Source organism: Ruegeria sp. BG9 (assembly GCF_056538305.1).
This window is the reverse complement of sequence record NZ_JBQFSY010000003.1, coordinates 59,430-73,180: the sequence shown is the minus strand read 5'-3', so window position 1 is coordinate 73,180 and position 13,751 is coordinate 59,430. Positions and strand designations below refer to the sequence as shown.

15 protein-coding genes are annotated in these 13,751 nt (G+C 52.5%); 7 read left to right on the top strand and 8 right to left on the bottom strand.

What is annotated here, in order from left to right; genetic code table 11:
* Window positions 1–130: 130 nt before the first annotated feature.
* Window positions 131–481: a GntR family transcriptional regulator gene (locus ACR0I8_RS06205; protein ID WP_170689761.1), complete on the top strand. Its 351-nt coding sequence runs from the start codon at window positions 131–133 to the stop codon at window positions 479–481.
* A 2-nt stretch (window positions 482–483) separates the two neighbouring features.
* Window positions 484–819 carry an FCD domain-containing protein gene (locus ACR0I8_RS06200; RefSeq protein WP_170689758.1) on the top strand — a complete coding sequence of 112 codons (336 nt, stop codon included), beginning with the start codon at window positions 484–486 and terminating at the stop codon, window positions 817–819.
* A gap of 194 nt (window positions 820–1,013) precedes the next feature.
* Here ACR0I8_RS06200 and ACR0I8_RS06195 read toward each other — a convergent pair whose 3' ends face one another.
* Entirely contained in the window at window positions 1,014–1,835 is an 822-nt protein-coding gene (locus ACR0I8_RS06195; protein WP_480702887.1) for a phytanoyl-CoA dioxygenase family protein, read from the bottom strand.
* On the bottom strand, window positions 1,828–2,886 hold the full coding sequence (locus tag ACR0I8_RS06190) for an L-idonate 5-dehydrogenase (RefSeq protein WP_170689755.1): 1,059 nt from the start codon (window positions 2,884–2,886) through the stop codon (window positions 1,828–1,830). Before ACR0I8_RS06190 ends, ACR0I8_RS06195 begins: the two co-directional genes overlap by 8 nt.
* 69 nt (window positions 2,887–2,955) lie before the next feature.
* On the opposite strand from ACR0I8_RS06190, the gene ACR0I8_RS06185 reads away from it, so the two are divergent.
* Window positions 2,956–3,723: an SDR family oxidoreductase gene (locus ACR0I8_RS06185; protein WP_170689753.1), complete on the top strand. Its 768-nt coding sequence runs from the start codon at window positions 2,956–2,958 to the stop codon at window positions 3,721–3,723.
* Window positions 3,724–3,770: 47 nt separating this feature from the next.
* Here ACR0I8_RS06185 and ACR0I8_RS06180 read toward each other — a convergent pair whose 3' ends face one another.
* The 5 genes from ACR0I8_RS06180 to ACR0I8_RS06160 are packed head-to-tail and all read right to left on the bottom strand — an operon-like array spanning window position 3,771 to window position 8,753.
* The gene (locus tag ACR0I8_RS06180) at window positions 3,771–4,361 is read right to left on the bottom strand and encodes a LysE family translocator (RefSeq protein ID WP_170689751.1); all 591 of its coding nucleotides are present in this window, start codon (window positions 4,359–4,361) and stop codon (window positions 3,771–3,773) included.
* 16 nt (window positions 4,362–4,377) lie between these two features.
* Window positions 4,378–5,301: a 2-hydroxyacid dehydrogenase gene (locus ACR0I8_RS06175; protein WP_170689750.1), complete on the bottom strand. Its 924-nt coding sequence runs from the start codon at window positions 5,299–5,301 to the stop codon at window positions 4,378–4,380.
* The gene (locus tag ACR0I8_RS06170) at window positions 5,294–6,142 is read right to left on the bottom strand and encodes a fumarylacetoacetate hydrolase family protein (protein ID WP_170689748.1); all 849 of its coding nucleotides are present in this window, start codon (window positions 6,140–6,142) and stop codon (window positions 5,294–5,296) included. Before ACR0I8_RS06170 ends, ACR0I8_RS06175 begins: the two co-directional genes overlap by 8 nt.
* Before the next feature lie 11 nt (window positions 6,143–6,153).
* A complete protein-coding gene (locus tag ACR0I8_RS06165; RefSeq protein WP_170689746.1) occupies window positions 6,154–7,950 on the bottom strand; it encodes an IlvD/Edd family dehydratase in 1,797 nt (598 codons plus the stop codon).
* Complete coding sequence (locus ACR0I8_RS06160) at window positions 7,947–8,753, bottom strand: SDR family oxidoreductase (RefSeq protein WP_480702885.1); 807 nt, start codon at window positions 8,751–8,753, stop codon at window positions 7,947–7,949. The genes ACR0I8_RS06165 and ACR0I8_RS06160 overlap by 4 nt, the downstream gene beginning before the upstream one ends.
* A 30-nt stretch (window positions 8,754–8,783) precedes the next feature.
* On the opposite strand from ACR0I8_RS06160, the gene ACR0I8_RS06155 reads away from it, so the two are divergent.
* Together ACR0I8_RS06155 and denD are read left to right on the top strand one after the other, a co-directional pair.
* Window positions 8,784–9,668: an NAD(P)-dependent oxidoreductase gene (locus ACR0I8_RS06155; RefSeq protein ID WP_170689744.1), complete on the top strand. Its 885-nt coding sequence runs from the start codon at window positions 8,784–8,786 to the stop codon at window positions 9,666–9,668.
* Window positions 9,665–10,633: a D-erythronate dehydrogenase gene (gene denD, locus ACR0I8_RS06150; RefSeq protein WP_170689742.1), complete on the top strand. Its 969-nt coding sequence runs from the start codon at window positions 9,665–9,667 to the stop codon at window positions 10,631–10,633. Before ACR0I8_RS06155 ends, denD begins: the two co-directional genes overlap by 4 nt.
* Here denD and ACR0I8_RS06145 read toward each other — a convergent pair.
* Complete coding sequence (locus ACR0I8_RS06145) at window positions 10,630–11,280, bottom strand: GntR family transcriptional regulator (RefSeq protein WP_170689741.1); 651 nt, start codon at window positions 11,278–11,280, stop codon at window positions 10,630–10,632. The two genes, denD and ACR0I8_RS06145, sit on opposite strands and share 4 nt — an antisense overlap.
* A gap of 198 nt (window positions 11,281–11,478) precedes the next feature.
* Here ACR0I8_RS06145 and ACR0I8_RS06140 point away from each other — a divergent pair, with 198 nt between their 5' ends.
* Together ACR0I8_RS06140 and ACR0I8_RS06135 are read left to right on the top strand one after the other, a co-directional pair.
* The gene (locus tag ACR0I8_RS06140) at window positions 11,479–12,492 is read left to right on the top strand and encodes a TRAP transporter substrate-binding protein (protein WP_170376099.1); all 1,014 of its coding nucleotides are present in this window, start codon (window positions 11,479–11,481) and stop codon (window positions 12,490–12,492) included.
* 79 nt (window positions 12,493–12,571) lie between these two features.
* Window positions 12,572–13,741 (top strand): mandelate racemase/muconate lactonizing enzyme family protein, encoded by a 1,170-nt coding sequence (locus tag ACR0I8_RS06135; RefSeq protein ID WP_170689740.1) that lies wholly within the window; start codon window positions 12,572–12,574, stop codon window positions 13,739–13,741.
* Window positions 13,742–13,751: the final 10 nt, after the last annotated feature.

Genomic DNA, 13,751 nt, shown 5'->3' with positions numbered 1-13,751 from the left:
AGCTAGGTAACCGCCCTGTCCCGCTCAAGCAAAGTTAATCTGACAAGACCGCGCAATAGTCGTTGGGTCCTGACCCTAACACATTGAATGCCAATGTTTCGGTTGATACAGTCCTGATAGGGGAAACGAAATGGCTCCATTCAACCGCCCGAAATCACTAACCGAGTTAGTGGCTGAAAACATGAAAGAACGCATTGTAGGCGGCGAATTCGATCTAGGTGAACAGCTTTCGGAAGCTAAAATTGCCAAAGAACTGGAAGTTAGCCGAACGCCGGTACGCGAAGCAATCAACAGACTTGAAATGGAAGGGCTATTGGTCGTCGAACCCCAACGTGGATCATTCGTATTTGATCTTGAACCCGACGAACTCGACAAACTAATCGATGCGCGCGTTTGCCTCGAAACCGCGGCGTTAAAATACGCTATGGAATCCGATAGCAATAGGCTCCACGCCGAACTGGAGGATGTGTTCAAGAAATGAACATGGCAAGAGATGCCAGAAATGATGCGGAATACCTTCGTCAGGACACTATATTCCACCAATGTATTTTCGATTGCGCAAACAATAGGTTCCTCAACGACGCCTATCAGACAATAGCTTTGAAAGTCTCAGCCGTGCGCAACAGGCTGGGCAGTCACCCTCGGCATATGTCGAGATCCCACAAGCAGCACATTGAACTCGTCGAGTCAGTGAAACAGGGTGATTTCCAAAATGCTTTCAAAGTATTGGAAAACCACATTGACAAAAAAAGTGGCTCATATTGGAGCGAACTAACTGAAAAGGTCAAAACAAAGGAAGAGTCGCTGAGCGCAAATTAAGAACTAAACAGAATACTTTGAGAGCTTGCAGTGACTATTTTGATTTCGAGCTTGCCGTAGACTTCCTCTACAACTTTTCGCCCAAATGGAAGAAAGGCTGAGCTGCGACGAGAACTCTTGAAAATCCACTAGTTTTCGCGATTTAGGTCGGCTTCCGGGCCGATGGAACAATGGTTCTGAGCTTGTGAAGGGAGTCACTTCACTCCGGCGAAGAGTATTTGTTTCTTGCGGTCTGCATCCCTTTGACACACAACGAAATCCTCCTCATGCAAATATCCCTGAGGGGAGGACGCAACTGAGAAATGCCCAAAATCATCTCGCCCTGCAACTAGCGCAACCAAAGTTTTCACGCCGTTTTGCTGTTTCATTGAGGGCTTTATGAAACGCAACGCCGCACCGATGCGTCTATCGTCGGTGTTATTGGGCCCTGATGCGTGGAAAAGATGCCCGTGATGCATGGACGCCTGCCCCGCACGCAATTCGGCAGCGACTGCATCTTTTTCGTTCACATCGACGGCGATTTCCTGCCCACGTGACAACAGATTGTTTTCGCTGAAGGTGTCCACGTGAGGTACGATCCGGCTTTTGTGGCTGCCAGGAAGAAACTTCATACACCCGCTTTGCTCGGACGCGTCTGAAATCGCAACCCAACAGGTAACCTCTTCAGCATCATCCAGTCCCCAATAGGTCAAGTCTTGGTGCCACGAGACAATCTTCGATGATCGCGCTTCTTTTACGAAAAGTGCACCGCTCCAAACCATGAGGTCCGGCCCCAACACTATTGAAGCAGCCTCAATCAGCTTCGGATGGCGAAGAAGTGCATCGAATGATGGTATCAGCCTGTCCGGATAAGAATACAGAAGCTTGAGTTTCTCTGGGTCGTCTCTGAGAATGCGCTCCGCTTTCTCAAAATCATCGCGTAGCGTTTGGACCTCAGAAGCTGTCAGGATATCCAGCGGAGCTACGAAACCATCTCGTTCATAAGTCTTTGCAATATCACGCGTTCGTCTATCCATTGTCATTGTCCGGAAAGGTTAACTGCACCTTCATTGATTGGCTTCGATCAGACGCAACCTCGAAAGCAGTGACGGCCTCGCCAACCTCGAAGGAATGCGTCACCAATTGGTCGACATTTATTAGACCGCTTCGCATCATCTGGACCGCGACTGAGAACTCGGAATGGAAACGGAAAGACCCGCGAAGTACAATCTCTTTTGCAGTCAGCGCCTGCATCGGCACTGTCATATCTCCGCCCAGACCAAGCTGAACCAATGTTCCACCTGGTCGCAAGCATGTGACGCCAGAAGCCAGAGCCGATTGAGCCCCGGAACACTCCAGTTGGACATCAACCTGGCCCTTGTCCTTTTCAAACTGCTCCAGTTTTTCGGGATCGGCGTAGGTGTTGATGACATCGTCTGCCCCGCATTCACGCGCCAGAGCGAGGGTCTGGTCCGAGATATCCGTCGCCACTATTCTGGCCGCCCCAGAACGACGTGCCGCCAAGATCGTGAGGCAGCCGATCGGACCGCATCCCGTGATAAGTACCGTTTTACCCAGGAGGCTCCCGGCTTGTTTAATCGCGTGCAAACAGACCGCCAGCGGTTCCGCCATGGCGGCCTGCGCAGGGCTCAACCCATCTGCCGGAACGCATTGACTGGCTTTCGCCACGAGTTTGCTTTGAAAAGCGCCTTGGATATGTGGGAACGGCATCGCGCTGCCGTAGAACTTCATATCAAGACAGTGGTTTTGCTGCCCGTTCAGGCAATAATAGCAGGCTTGGCAAGGGCGGGATGGAGAAACTGCAACCAGTTGACCTAGGTGTAGCCCCTGCACGCTTGAACCAACTTTCACGATTTCCCCGGCGACTTCATGTCCTAGCACCATAGGTTGACGCAACTTGATCGCACCAAAACCACCGTGGTTGTAATAGTGCAGGTCAGAGCCGCAAATCCCACCCGCGCGCATGGCAATCAAGATTTCGTCTGGCCCCACATCGTGAACGTCCCGGTTTTCCAACCTCAGATCTTTTGCGGCATGGATAACAACAGCAACACTGGCCGAAGACATTGCACGGACTCCCTATACAGATTGCCAAAAGATACGGATAGTCGGTGCTGACAACCAAGGGATTTTTGCATGACGCTTGAAATGTTCAACTTAAAGGGAACACGCGCACTCGTAACGGGCTCTAGCCAAGGCATTGGATTTGCGTTGGCTCGTGGCTTGGCTGCCGCCGGTGCGCAGGTCGTTTTGAACGGGCGCGACACTGCTAAACTAGCAGCAGCAGCGTCCGAGTTGAGTGAAACAGGCGCCTCAGTACGTGAACTTTCGTTCGATGCAACCGATCACGAAGGTGTCCGATCAGCCGTGGACAACTTTGAAGAGAACGTCGGCCCCATAGACATCCTGATAAACAATGCCGGAATGCAACATAGGACGGAGCTACACGATTTCCCCGCTGATGCGTTCGAGCGCCTGCTACAGACAAATGTCGCGTCCGTCTTTCACGTCGGTCAGGCTGCGGCACGGCACATGATTGAAAGAAAGTCAGGTAAGATCATTAACATTGCGTCGGTTCAATCCGCATTGGCACGACCAGGTATTGCGCCTTACACGGCGACAAAAGGTGCCGTGACTAACCTCACAAAAGGAATGGCAACTGATTGGGCCAAGTATGGTCTGAACTGCAATGCTATTGCGCCTGGATATTTCGATACTCCTTTGAACGCCGCATTGGTTGCTGACCCAGAGTTCAGTGCATGGCTGGAGAAACGTACCCCGGCCGGTCGCTGGGGCAATGTAGAAGAACTTGTCGGTGCCGCCATATTCCTTGCCTCACCTGCATCCAGTTTCGTCAATGGGCATACTCTATATGTCGATGGCGGAATAACGGCGTCACTTTGATTTGTGGCGCTCAATCGTCTGTTAGGTACGACTGACGTACGCTTCGTTCAAAGCGCCGACGCCAAAGCAATCACCACAACAACCATCAACGAAGCCGCCATCGCAAAGTTGATCCATTGATGCGATCTCTCGCTTAAATCAAGGCTGCCCAGTTTTGCGCCAGCACCCAGCCAAATCATGTGCACTGGCACCCAAATCATATTGAAAACTATGATTTTTATGACGACCTCCCAAACGGGCGCATCGGGCAAAAAGGCAAACCCTGAAAACAATGCTGTGCCGACCACGTAAGCCTTGGGGTTAATGAACTGAAGTGTCAGCCCATTCGCAAAACCAAGTGGCGAGACCGCAGGGGAAAACCCGACCTTTGAGCCAGCGCTCGCAATACGCCAGGCGAGAAATCCTAAATAACCGACAGAGGCAAATAGCAGGAAAGTTCTAAGCACCGGAATGGCCAAAGCTACCGCCGCGACACCAGAGACAACCAACATCATGTTGATGAACCCGCCCAGCATCAAACCGGCCACAAAAGCGAGTCCAGCTCGAAAACCAAATGCTGATCCAATGCCTGCAGTTGTTAAAACACCTGGGCCCGGCGTAATCAGCAGAAAGAAAACCGCAACAGCAAACTCAAACACTATTCAGATTGGCCTTTTACAGATCCCGGCATTCCGGCACAGCTGTGATCACCGATCCGTCCTTAAGGTGTTGCAGGAGATTGTCGATAGTCAGGTCACCCATTGCTGCACGCGTCTCAATAGTCGCGCTACCAGCGTGAGGGAGCAGAGTGACATTGGACAGCTCGCGCAATGCTTTTGGAACACGCGGTTCGTCCTCAAAAACATCAAGCCCCGCCCACCCGAGCTCACCGTTTTGCAATGCATTGATGAGGGCAGTTTCGTCGACAACCGAACCTCGGCTAACGTTTATTAAAGTGCCGCCTGCCCCTAACGCGCGCAGCACCTCAGCGTTGACCAGCATATTCGTCGACGGACCGCCGGGAGTGATGCATATGAGGACGTCCACATGTTCTGCCATTTCTACCAAATTGTCGAAATACCGGTATGGGACATCCTTTTGATTGCGGGTGTGATAAGAAATTTCGGGGGCCCACGGCTCCAACTTATCAACGATCGCCTGACCAATGCGACCAAGACCAAGAATGCCTATTTTTTGATTGTCGGCTGATCGCGTCAAAGGGGCATTGCCTTCAACTTCCCACCGTCCGGACCGAACGTAATCATCGTCACGTATGAGCTCTCGATAACATGACAGAAACAGCAGAAGGGCGGTGGTTGCGACTTCTTTGTTCAAAACATTGGGCGTGTGCGTCACAACAATCCCGCGCTCAGCTGCTGCATTTGCGTCGACGGCGTCGTAGCCGACCCCATAGACACTGATCATCTTCAGATTACTGAGTGATGTCATCAGGTCATGAGGAACACCATCGTGCCCGTTCGTAACGATATGCGTAACACTTTCCGCGTTGAAATCGTCCAATTGATGAATGTCGAACGCTGCTGACAGGCGCTCTCGCATCCGTTCTGTGATCCCTCCGATTTGCAACAAGTCAGTCATCTTGGCCGACCTTTTGCCGCTGAACACCAAGTCCATCGATGCGAAGCTCCATGACGTCGCCTTCTTTTAGGTAAACTGGCTCTGGTTTGATCCCCATTCCGACACCGGGCGGTGTTCCAGTTGAAATGACGTCACCGGGGTGCAGTGTGAAAAGTTGGCTTAGGTGCTCAATGATCTCGGCAACGGAAAAGATCATCGTAGCAGTATTCCCGGTTTGCATGCGCTGACCGTTTACATCCAGTGACATTCCAAGGCTTTGGGGATCGGGCACCTCATCCCGGGTCACTAGCCACGGGCCGGTAGGGCCGAATGTATCGCAAGACTTGCCTTTGGTCCATTGACCGGTCAGTTGAGTTTGAAAATGCCTTTCTGACACATCGTTTACGATGCAATAGCCCGCAACATGTTCGAGCGCGTCGGCCTTGGAAACGTATTTGGCCGTCTTACCGATGACGACACCCAGCTCACATTCCCAGTCGGTGTGTGTAGATCCTCGCGGCATGACAACATCATCATATGCCCCAATGACCGCTGAGTTAGCCTTAAAAAAAAGTATCGGATGCTCGGGAATATCTGCGCCGGTTTCTGCAGCATGGTCCGAGTAGTTCAAACCGATGCAAAGAAACTTACCGATGTCACCGACACAGGGTGCGATACGAGGATCACCCTCTACAATTGGCAGGTTTTTCGGATCCAATGAGCGCAAATTTTCAAGCGTTCCATCATCCAGCGTATCCCCCACGATATCATGGATATGAGCGGACAGATCCCGCAATTGCCCCTCAGAGTCGACCAGGGCCGGCTTTTCCGAGCCCTCGGCTCCGTAACGAACAAGTTTCATTTCTGTTCCTTTTAGTGATTGTCACGGGGCATGAAGCCTCGCGCGATATCGCGGTAGTTTTCGGCCCCCTTGAGCGTCATACCGCGATCCAAACGATCTACTTTTTCGCGGAATATTTCCTGCCACGGGGATTGGTTGGGCGGCATTGCATACCAACCACTTGCCTCCAGGTCGCGGGCGCGTTCATGCAGCTCTTCGAGCGAAACCAGCATATCTGCTGTGCCTTTGCCAAGATCGATGCGCAGTCGGTCGCCATTTCGTACCAAGGCTAACCCACCACCCTCTGCAGCTTCGGGTGAAGCGTTCAGGATAGACGGACTTCCTGATGTACCGGATTGCCGTCCATCACCGATGCAAGGAAGGGCTTCGATGCCTTGCTTTATCAAATATGCGGGCGGACGCATGTTCACGACCTCTGCGGCACCCGGGTATCCTTTTGGTCCCGCTCCGCGCATAATCAGAATACAGTTTGCGTCGATGTTTTCTGCGGGATCATCGATCCGATGGTGAAAGTCCTCAGGCCCATCAAACACAACTGCCCTACCCTCAAAGGCATTTGGATCATCCGGGTTCGACAGGTAGGTCTCTCGAAATGCCGGTGAGATCACGGATGTTTTCATAATTGCACTCTCGAACAGGTTGCCCGAGAGATTGATGAACCCCGCCTGTTGCTTGACCGGGTTACCGACAGGCTTGATTACTTCGCTATTCTGAGACCGGCGCGCCGAGCAATTATTGCCCATCGTCTTGCCGTTCACCGTTATCGCATCGGGATGCGGCAGCAATCCAGCATCATGAAGCTCTCCGACAACGGCTGGAACACCCCCGGCCTGTTGGTAATCTTCGCCCAGATACTCACCCGCAGGCTGCATGTTTACCAACAAAGGAACGTCGTGGCCAAGCTTCTGCCAGTCATCGTTGGTCAGTGGAACACCAAGATGCCGGGCGATTGCATTCAGGTGGATTGGCGCGTTCGTCGATCCACCAATCGCCGAGTTTATAACAATCGCATTCTCAAAAGCCTGACGTGTCATCACATCGCTGGGGCGAAGATCCTCCCAGACCATGTCCACAATACGTTTACCGGTTTCATAGCTGATTTGACCGCGCTCTCTATACGGGGCTGGTATGGCTGCTGATCCGGGCAATTGCATACCCAATGCCTCAGCAAGCGAATTCATGGTCGTTGCTGTTCCCATCGTATTGCAATACCCCACCGAAGGAGCGGCGGCGGCTGCGATTTCCATGAACTCATCGGTGTCGATTTCGTCAGCCGCAAGGTCTTCGCGCGCTTTCCAGATAACCGTGCCTGATCCGGCGCGCTCGCCTTTCCACCAACCGTTGAGCATTGGACCAACTGACAAGGCAATCGCCGGGATGTTGACAGTCGCAGCGGCCATAAGAAGCGCTGGAGTGGTCTTGTCACAACCAATGTTTAGAACAACGCCATCAATCGGATACCCGAATAGACTCTCGACCAAGGACAGATAAGCCAGATTGCGGTCAAGCGAGGCCGTAGGCCGTTTGCCGGTCTCTTGTATCGGGTGGACCGGTATTTCGATACACGTTCCCCCGGCGGCGATGATCCCGTCGCGAACGCGTTTGGACAACTCGATATGATGCCGATTACAGGGGCTCAAATCACTGCCAGTCTGAGCAATACCAATGATCGGTTTGCCTGATTGCAACTCCGCACGGGTCAACCCGTAATTCAGGTATCTTTCCAGATACAATGCAGTCATCTCAAGGTTCTCGGAATTCATAAACCACTTACGAGATCGCAGATCGTCCTTTGATACTTTTGTCATTGGGCTGACCAACCTCCGTCAATTTTACGTGTGTGTCCTGTGGTGAATGCACTCTCATCGCACGCCGGATAGACGACATATTCAGCAATCTCTTCTGCTTTCGCTACATGCCCCGTAGGCTGGCGCGCCACAAATTGTGCAAAGGCTTCTTCTCTGCGGCCCAGCTGCTCTCCCAGCGCATCTACGCGGTCACGCCTGCTGGGACTCTCGACTGTTCCAGGGCAAGTACAATTGCGCCGAATTTTTCGCACTATGAAATCCACGGTCACCAATTTCGTCACCCCAACAACGGCAGCCTTTGTCGTCCGCACCATTGAGCGCAGATTGAGGTCCATGGCGAAATCCCATTCACCATCCGTTGCATCAAGAATAGTTCCGTGATGCACGAACCCGTCGCCGTTGAACAAAACATCTGGCTTCAATCGCGCGACCCCATGTTGAATACTGCTATTTTTCGCCACATTCATCTCGAAAATTTCGTAATTTTCGAGATTCTGACCGCGAATCGAATTTAGATTTTTGGAGTTTATATCCGTCGCATAGACTTTCGCACCCCTTCTTGCCGATGCAATCGTGCTTGCAATTCTGATCCCTTGTGAGGTGGCTATGGACAGGTCGCGCTTCTCCTTAAGCCTTTCTAACATATAAACATTCCGACTCATAAGGTGGCGGTTGAACACGCGTTGTTTCGTTCCACAGATCAACCGAAAAGCAAAGAAACCTTGGCGGTTTAGCAACGACTTCTGGCATGTGGGCCCAGAGCCGTTAGCGTATGACAGAGATTTTGGTTTGGCCATAACCATGCGTGGCGCACCTTGGGAAGGACGTAGATGATGAGCAAGCAGTTCAAAGTGGCTCTGTTGGGAACCGGCCTGATGGGTGCCCCCATGGCGCGGAATATTTTGCGCGCGGAATTTCCGCTCACTGTTTGGAACCGCAGCTTAGAAAAGGCAAAACCGTTAGCAGCAGAAGGCGCGACGTTGGCGGAAACTGCCCCGCTGGCGATTTCGGGTGCAGACGTAATAATAACGATGCTCTCGGACGGATACGCGACCCGCGCGCTGCTTTCTGACGAGGCTTTCCGCGAACAACTCAAACCGGGGATGATCTGGATTGATATGTCCAGCGCCAAACCCGAACACGCTAGAGAGCAATCCGCGCAATTATCCTCGATGGGGGTGCAGCATCTGGATGCCCCGGTTTCCGGCGGCACCAAGGGTGCCGAAGCTGGCACCCTCGCGATCATGGTCGGTGGCGATCAGGACGTTATGGAGCGCGTGCGACCGGTTCTGACAGCAATGGGGCGCCCTGTGCATGTTGGCCCAAGTGGCTCCGGTCAACTATGCAAATTGGCCAATCAAACAATTGTCGCTGTGACAATATCGGCTGTCGCCGAAGCGACATTGCTGGCTCAACAAGGCGGTGCAGACCCGACCGCGTTGAGGGCCGCACTGAAGGGGGGCTTTGCGGATAGCATTATCTTACAACAACATGGCGAACGCATGTCTGATGGGAATTTTGTACCAGGAGGACTGTCTAAGTTTCAAATTAAGGATTTGGACAACACGCTAGAAGAAGCGCGCAGCCTTGGGGTCGAGCTACCCAGCACCCAATCCGTGCGCGACCGTTTCGAATATCTGATAGACGAAATGGATGGGGCCGAGCTGGATCATTCGGCTTTGTATCTGGAACTCAAAAAACGGAACGGAATGCTGTGACGCGGATCCTTGTTATAGGCGGTGGAGGAATGCTTGGCCAGAAACTGGCCCACCGCATTTCGACCCAAGAAATTTTTGGAGCAGATGCTCAACTCTCATTGTTCGATCTCTCATTCCCGCTCGACAGTGCGCCAGGTAAGCAAATTGTGGGGAACTTGGCTGCGTCAGGCACCGCCAGGTCCATTGCAGCTCAGCGCCCGGACGTCATATTCCACCTTGCAGCTATCGTTTCAGGCCAAGCTGAGACAGACTTTGCGTTGGGCTGGGATGTCAATCTTTTGGCGACCTGGGCACTGCTGAACGCACTCAGAGATGAACACGCGGCATCAGGAGGCGAGTACACGCCTCGTCTGGTTTTTGCCTCGTCCATAGCAGTTTTCGGTGCACCGTTCCCCGACAAGATAAGCGATGAGTTCCTCTCGGCACCTTTGACAAGTTACGGAGCGCAGAAAGCGGCCTCCGAATTGATGATCACGGATTTCAGCAGGAAAGGATATATCGACGGTATTTCCTTGCGCTTACCCACTTTGTGTGTGCGCCCTGGCAAAGCCAACGCTGCCGCTTCGTCCTTCTTTTCAGGTATAATCCGAGAGCCATTAAATGGGGTTGAGGCTATCTTGCCAGTTGCCGAAACTGTTCGCCACTGGCACGCCAGCCCACGCGCCGCTGCAACTTTTTTGACCCACGCTGCAACAATGGATACGCAGCTTTTGAACGACAGACGCGCGTTGAACATGCCGGGCGTAAGTTGCACCGTCGCCGAACAAATCGAAGCGCTGCGCGCCGTGGCCGGCAAAGATGCAGTTGGCCTAATCAAGCGAGAACCCGACGAGGCAATCGAACGGATAGTCAAGAATTGGCCGCGCGACTTTCAAACAGATTGCGCTCTGGAGTTGGGGTTCGAGGCGGAATCAAGCTTCGACGAAATCATTCGGGTGTATTTGGAAGACGAGTTTCGGCTTTAGTCGCCCATCGTCTTTCCAGTTAGGTGGCGTTTCAGATGATCGTGAATTTTCTCCCGTGTTAACTGCTCATCCCCTGACAATGCTGCTTCAAGTATATCGGCATGGTGTCTTATGTTCTGAGAAATGAACTCAAAGTTCCGGTCTGCCACCATCAACTGCTGTCTGAACTGCGCGTAAACTCGGCCATGCATTTGTTTTAAGGTTTCCGATCCACAGGCAGAAATAAGCGTTTGGTGAAACTCCTTCTCCGATGCAAACCATATCTCGATAAGGCCGCTCGGGTCGTCTGTGGCATGTATGCGTTTTTCGATATGGCTGAGTTTGTGATGCGCGGCCGTCAGTCTTGCTTCCCAATCCACCCCGCCACTACGGATCGACATTGCGGTACCTTCGGCCTCCAACAAAACACGGACATGTGTCAATTCGATAAGCTTCTGCGGCGAACGCATTGGCACGCGGAAACCTTTTTGTTCCTGAAAGTCCACCAACCCTACAGCGGACAATCGAAAAAGGACTTCGCGAACTGCACTCGCAGAACAGCTATACTCTTTACGTAATTCTTCGGCCCGCACCTTGGCTCCATGCTCGAATCCATTCGAGATGAGGCGCATCTTAAGATCTTGATAAATATCGACTTCTTCTTTCATCCTGGTATGCGCCTTCAAAATTTGTCCAAGTAGGGTCCTAAGCCTATTTTCGAGTTTACGCAAGAATCTCGAAATTTTTAGAAATTTCAAATTCTTCTTGTTGCATTCGATTCGTCGGCTTAACGTTTATCTGCGTGACGGCAAAGGAGGCGGCAAGATCTCCCTCTCCGCGCAACGCTCAACGTCTGGGAGGACAACATGAAAATAGTCAAGACAGCGGCCGTGGCGGCCGTAGCCACGACAATGGCAGCCGGTTTCGCGATGGCTGAAACCACGAAGCTTAGAATTCAAACCCATTTTTCGCCCGAAACTCTGTCTGGCCAGATGGCTGCAAAATTCGTTGAAGACATTCAGGAAATGTCGAACGGCGAAATCGAAGTTGAAATGTTCTATTCCTCTTCGGTGGTCAAATCAGTTGAAACCTTCGACGCCGCAGCTACCGGAATTCTGGATTGCGACATGACGGGTGGCGGCTATCAGACCGGTAAAAATCCGGCCTTCCAGTTCGCGGGCGACCTGCTCGGTGGGTATCAGAACCCCTATCAGCAAATGGCCTGGCTTCTTCATGGCGGCGGAAGAGAAGCTGTAAATGATCTTTACAACGGCTACGACATGGAATTCATCGGATGGTGGATTCCCGGGCCGGAATCGCTGTCTTCGACCAAGCCGATTGCAAAAGTGGAAGACTTCAAAGATTGGAAGTTCCGCTCGCCTCCAGGCCTTGCAACCAAGGTATTCGCGGAACTTGGTGCTTCTCCGATCGTGATGGACTTCAACGAAATCTTCACGGCTTTGGAAACCGGCATCATTGATGGTGCGGATGCTGCGAACCTGACGAACAACGTGGGTCTGGGTCTGTACGAGATCGCAGGTCACACAAACTATCCCGGTTTCCACTCGATGCCTGCAGATCACCTGGCCTGTCGCAAAGACGTTTGGGAAGCGATGCCTGCACACCATAAGAAGATCATGGAAGTCGCAATGGACAGCTTGGCATTGCACAATGCGACCATCAACGAAGTGCAGAACGCTCAGACAGCAAAAGACCTGAAAGCAAAGGGTGTTCAGTTGTACGAATGGACGCCTGAAGATCTGGCAGCCTATCGCGCGGCCGTTCAGGTCGGTTGGACTGAGTTCGCAACGACCCCTGAAGCACAGGCGCTGCTGGAAAGCCACATCAACTTCCTGCGTGACCTGGGCGCAATGCAGTAATCAGGCTGCGACCGACTTACGACACACGGAAAGGCCGCACTAGCGGCCTCTCCGGATCGGTGCCGGGATCCAGAACTTCATGAAAATCACCAGAATAATAAGTCACGTACTGCAGTACGACATGCCGGAAGTTCTGGGCTACTCGCAACAGTATTATGACAAACGCACAACCCATCTGGTCGAGGTTCAGACAGATGAAGGGGTGACCGGTTGGGGGGAGTGCTTTGGTCCCGGAAACGTAGCCATTGCCAACAAATCCATCGTGGAAAAGGTCATCCAGCCAATGATCCTCGGCATGGACCCTTTGGACAAAGACGTGATCTGGCACAAGGTGTACAACCTTTTGCGAGACCATGGCCAAAGCGGAATGCCAATACAGGCTTTGTCCGGGGTGGACATTGCACTTTGGGACATCACCGGCAAAATCTCTGACCTCCCCCTCCATAAGCTTGTCGGCGGCGCACATCGCGCAAGCGTTCCTTGCTACGGCTACGGCATGATGCTCCGGGATGAACCGATTTCGAATCTGGCCAGCCGTTTTGAGGATGAAGCCGCAAAGATCAAGGAGATGGGATTTACCGCCACCAAAATGAAAACGGGCTTTGGCCCGAAGCCTGATGTGAAGCTGTGCGAAGCAGTTCGACGCGGGGTTGGTGATGACTTTCCATTCATGGTCGATGCAAACCATGCCTATACGACTTCGGACGCATTTTTTGTTGGTCGGGCGCTGGAAGAACTGGACGCATATTGGTTCGAAGAACCCGTCGCGCCAGAAGACATTGACGGATACCGCGAATTGCGCACTTCGCTGAAGGTCAACATCTCGGGCGGTGAGACGGTATTCAATCGCTGGGCCTGGCGCAGTCTTCTTGAAAATCGCGGCATCGATATAGCGCAGCCAGAAGTTTGCGCTTTGGGCGGTGTTTCAGAGTTTCTCAGGGTACTGGCCCTATGCCACGCACATTTCACTCCGGTCGTAAATCACGTCTGGGGTAGCGCCATTGCTGTCGCAACAAATCTGCATTTACTGGCGGCCATGCCCCCAATTCCAGGCGGCTTGCATCCATGGGAGCCGATGCTGGAGTTCGACACAACGGACAACAAGTTTCGGGACGATCTGCTGACCGTTCCGCTGGAAATTCAAAATCAGGTCAAGGCCAATAACGGCCGTGTCATGATCCCGACTGGCCCTGGACTGGGTGTCGAACCGGATCGAGACTTTATCGATCACTACAGGATCGAAGGATAGGGACGAGGGT

What these genes read in the sequence shown, in the direction of transcription:
- ACR0I8_RS06205 (WP_170689761.1), top strand. Translation starts at nt 131, where the DNA reads ATGGCTCCATTCAACCGCCCGAAATCACTAACCGAGTTAGTGGCTGAA.
- ACR0I8_RS06200 (WP_170689758.1), top strand. Translation starts at nt 484, where the DNA reads ATGGCAAGAGATGCCAGAAATGATGCGGAATACCTTCGTCAGGACACT.
- ACR0I8_RS06195 (WP_480702887.1), bottom strand. Translation starts at nt 1,835, where the DNA reads ATGGATAGACGAACGCGTGATATTGCAAAGACTTATGAACGAGATGGT.
- ACR0I8_RS06190 (WP_170689755.1), bottom strand. Translation starts at nt 2,886, where the DNA reads ATGTCTTCGGCCAGTGTTGCTGTTGTTATCCATGCCGCAAAAGATCTG.
- ACR0I8_RS06185 (WP_170689753.1), top strand. Translation starts at nt 2,956, where the DNA reads ATGACGCTTGAAATGTTCAACTTAAAGGGAACACGCGCACTCGTAACG.
- ACR0I8_RS06175 (WP_170689750.1), bottom strand. Translation starts at nt 5,301, where the DNA reads ATGACTGACTTGTTGCAAATCGGAGGGATCACAGAACGGATGCGAGAG.
- ACR0I8_RS06170 (WP_170689748.1), bottom strand. Translation starts at nt 6,142, where the DNA reads ATGAAACTTGTTCGTTACGGAGCCGAGGGCTCGGAAAAGCCGGCCCTG.
- ACR0I8_RS06165 (WP_170689746.1), bottom strand. Translation starts at nt 7,950, where the DNA reads ATGACAAAAGTATCAAAGGACGATCTGCGATCTCGTAAGTGGTTTATG.
- ACR0I8_RS06160 (WP_480702885.1), bottom strand. Translation starts at nt 8,753, where the DNA reads ATGGTTATGGCCAAACCAAAATCTCTGTCATACGCTAACGGCTCTGGG.
- ACR0I8_RS06155 (WP_170689744.1), top strand. Translation starts at nt 8,784, where the DNA reads ATGAGCAAGCAGTTCAAAGTGGCTCTGTTGGGAACCGGCCTGATGGGT.
- ACR0I8_RS06145 (WP_170689741.1), bottom strand. Translation starts at nt 11,280, where the DNA reads ATGAAAGAAGAAGTCGATATTTATCAAGATCTTAAGATGCGCCTCATC.
- ACR0I8_RS06140 (WP_170376099.1), top strand. Translation starts at nt 11,479, where the DNA reads ATGAAAATAGTCAAGACAGCGGCCGTGGCGGCCGTAGCCACGACAATG.
- ACR0I8_RS06135 (WP_170689740.1), top strand. Translation starts at nt 12,572, where the DNA reads ATGAAAATCACCAGAATAATAAGTCACGTACTGCAGTACGACATGCCG.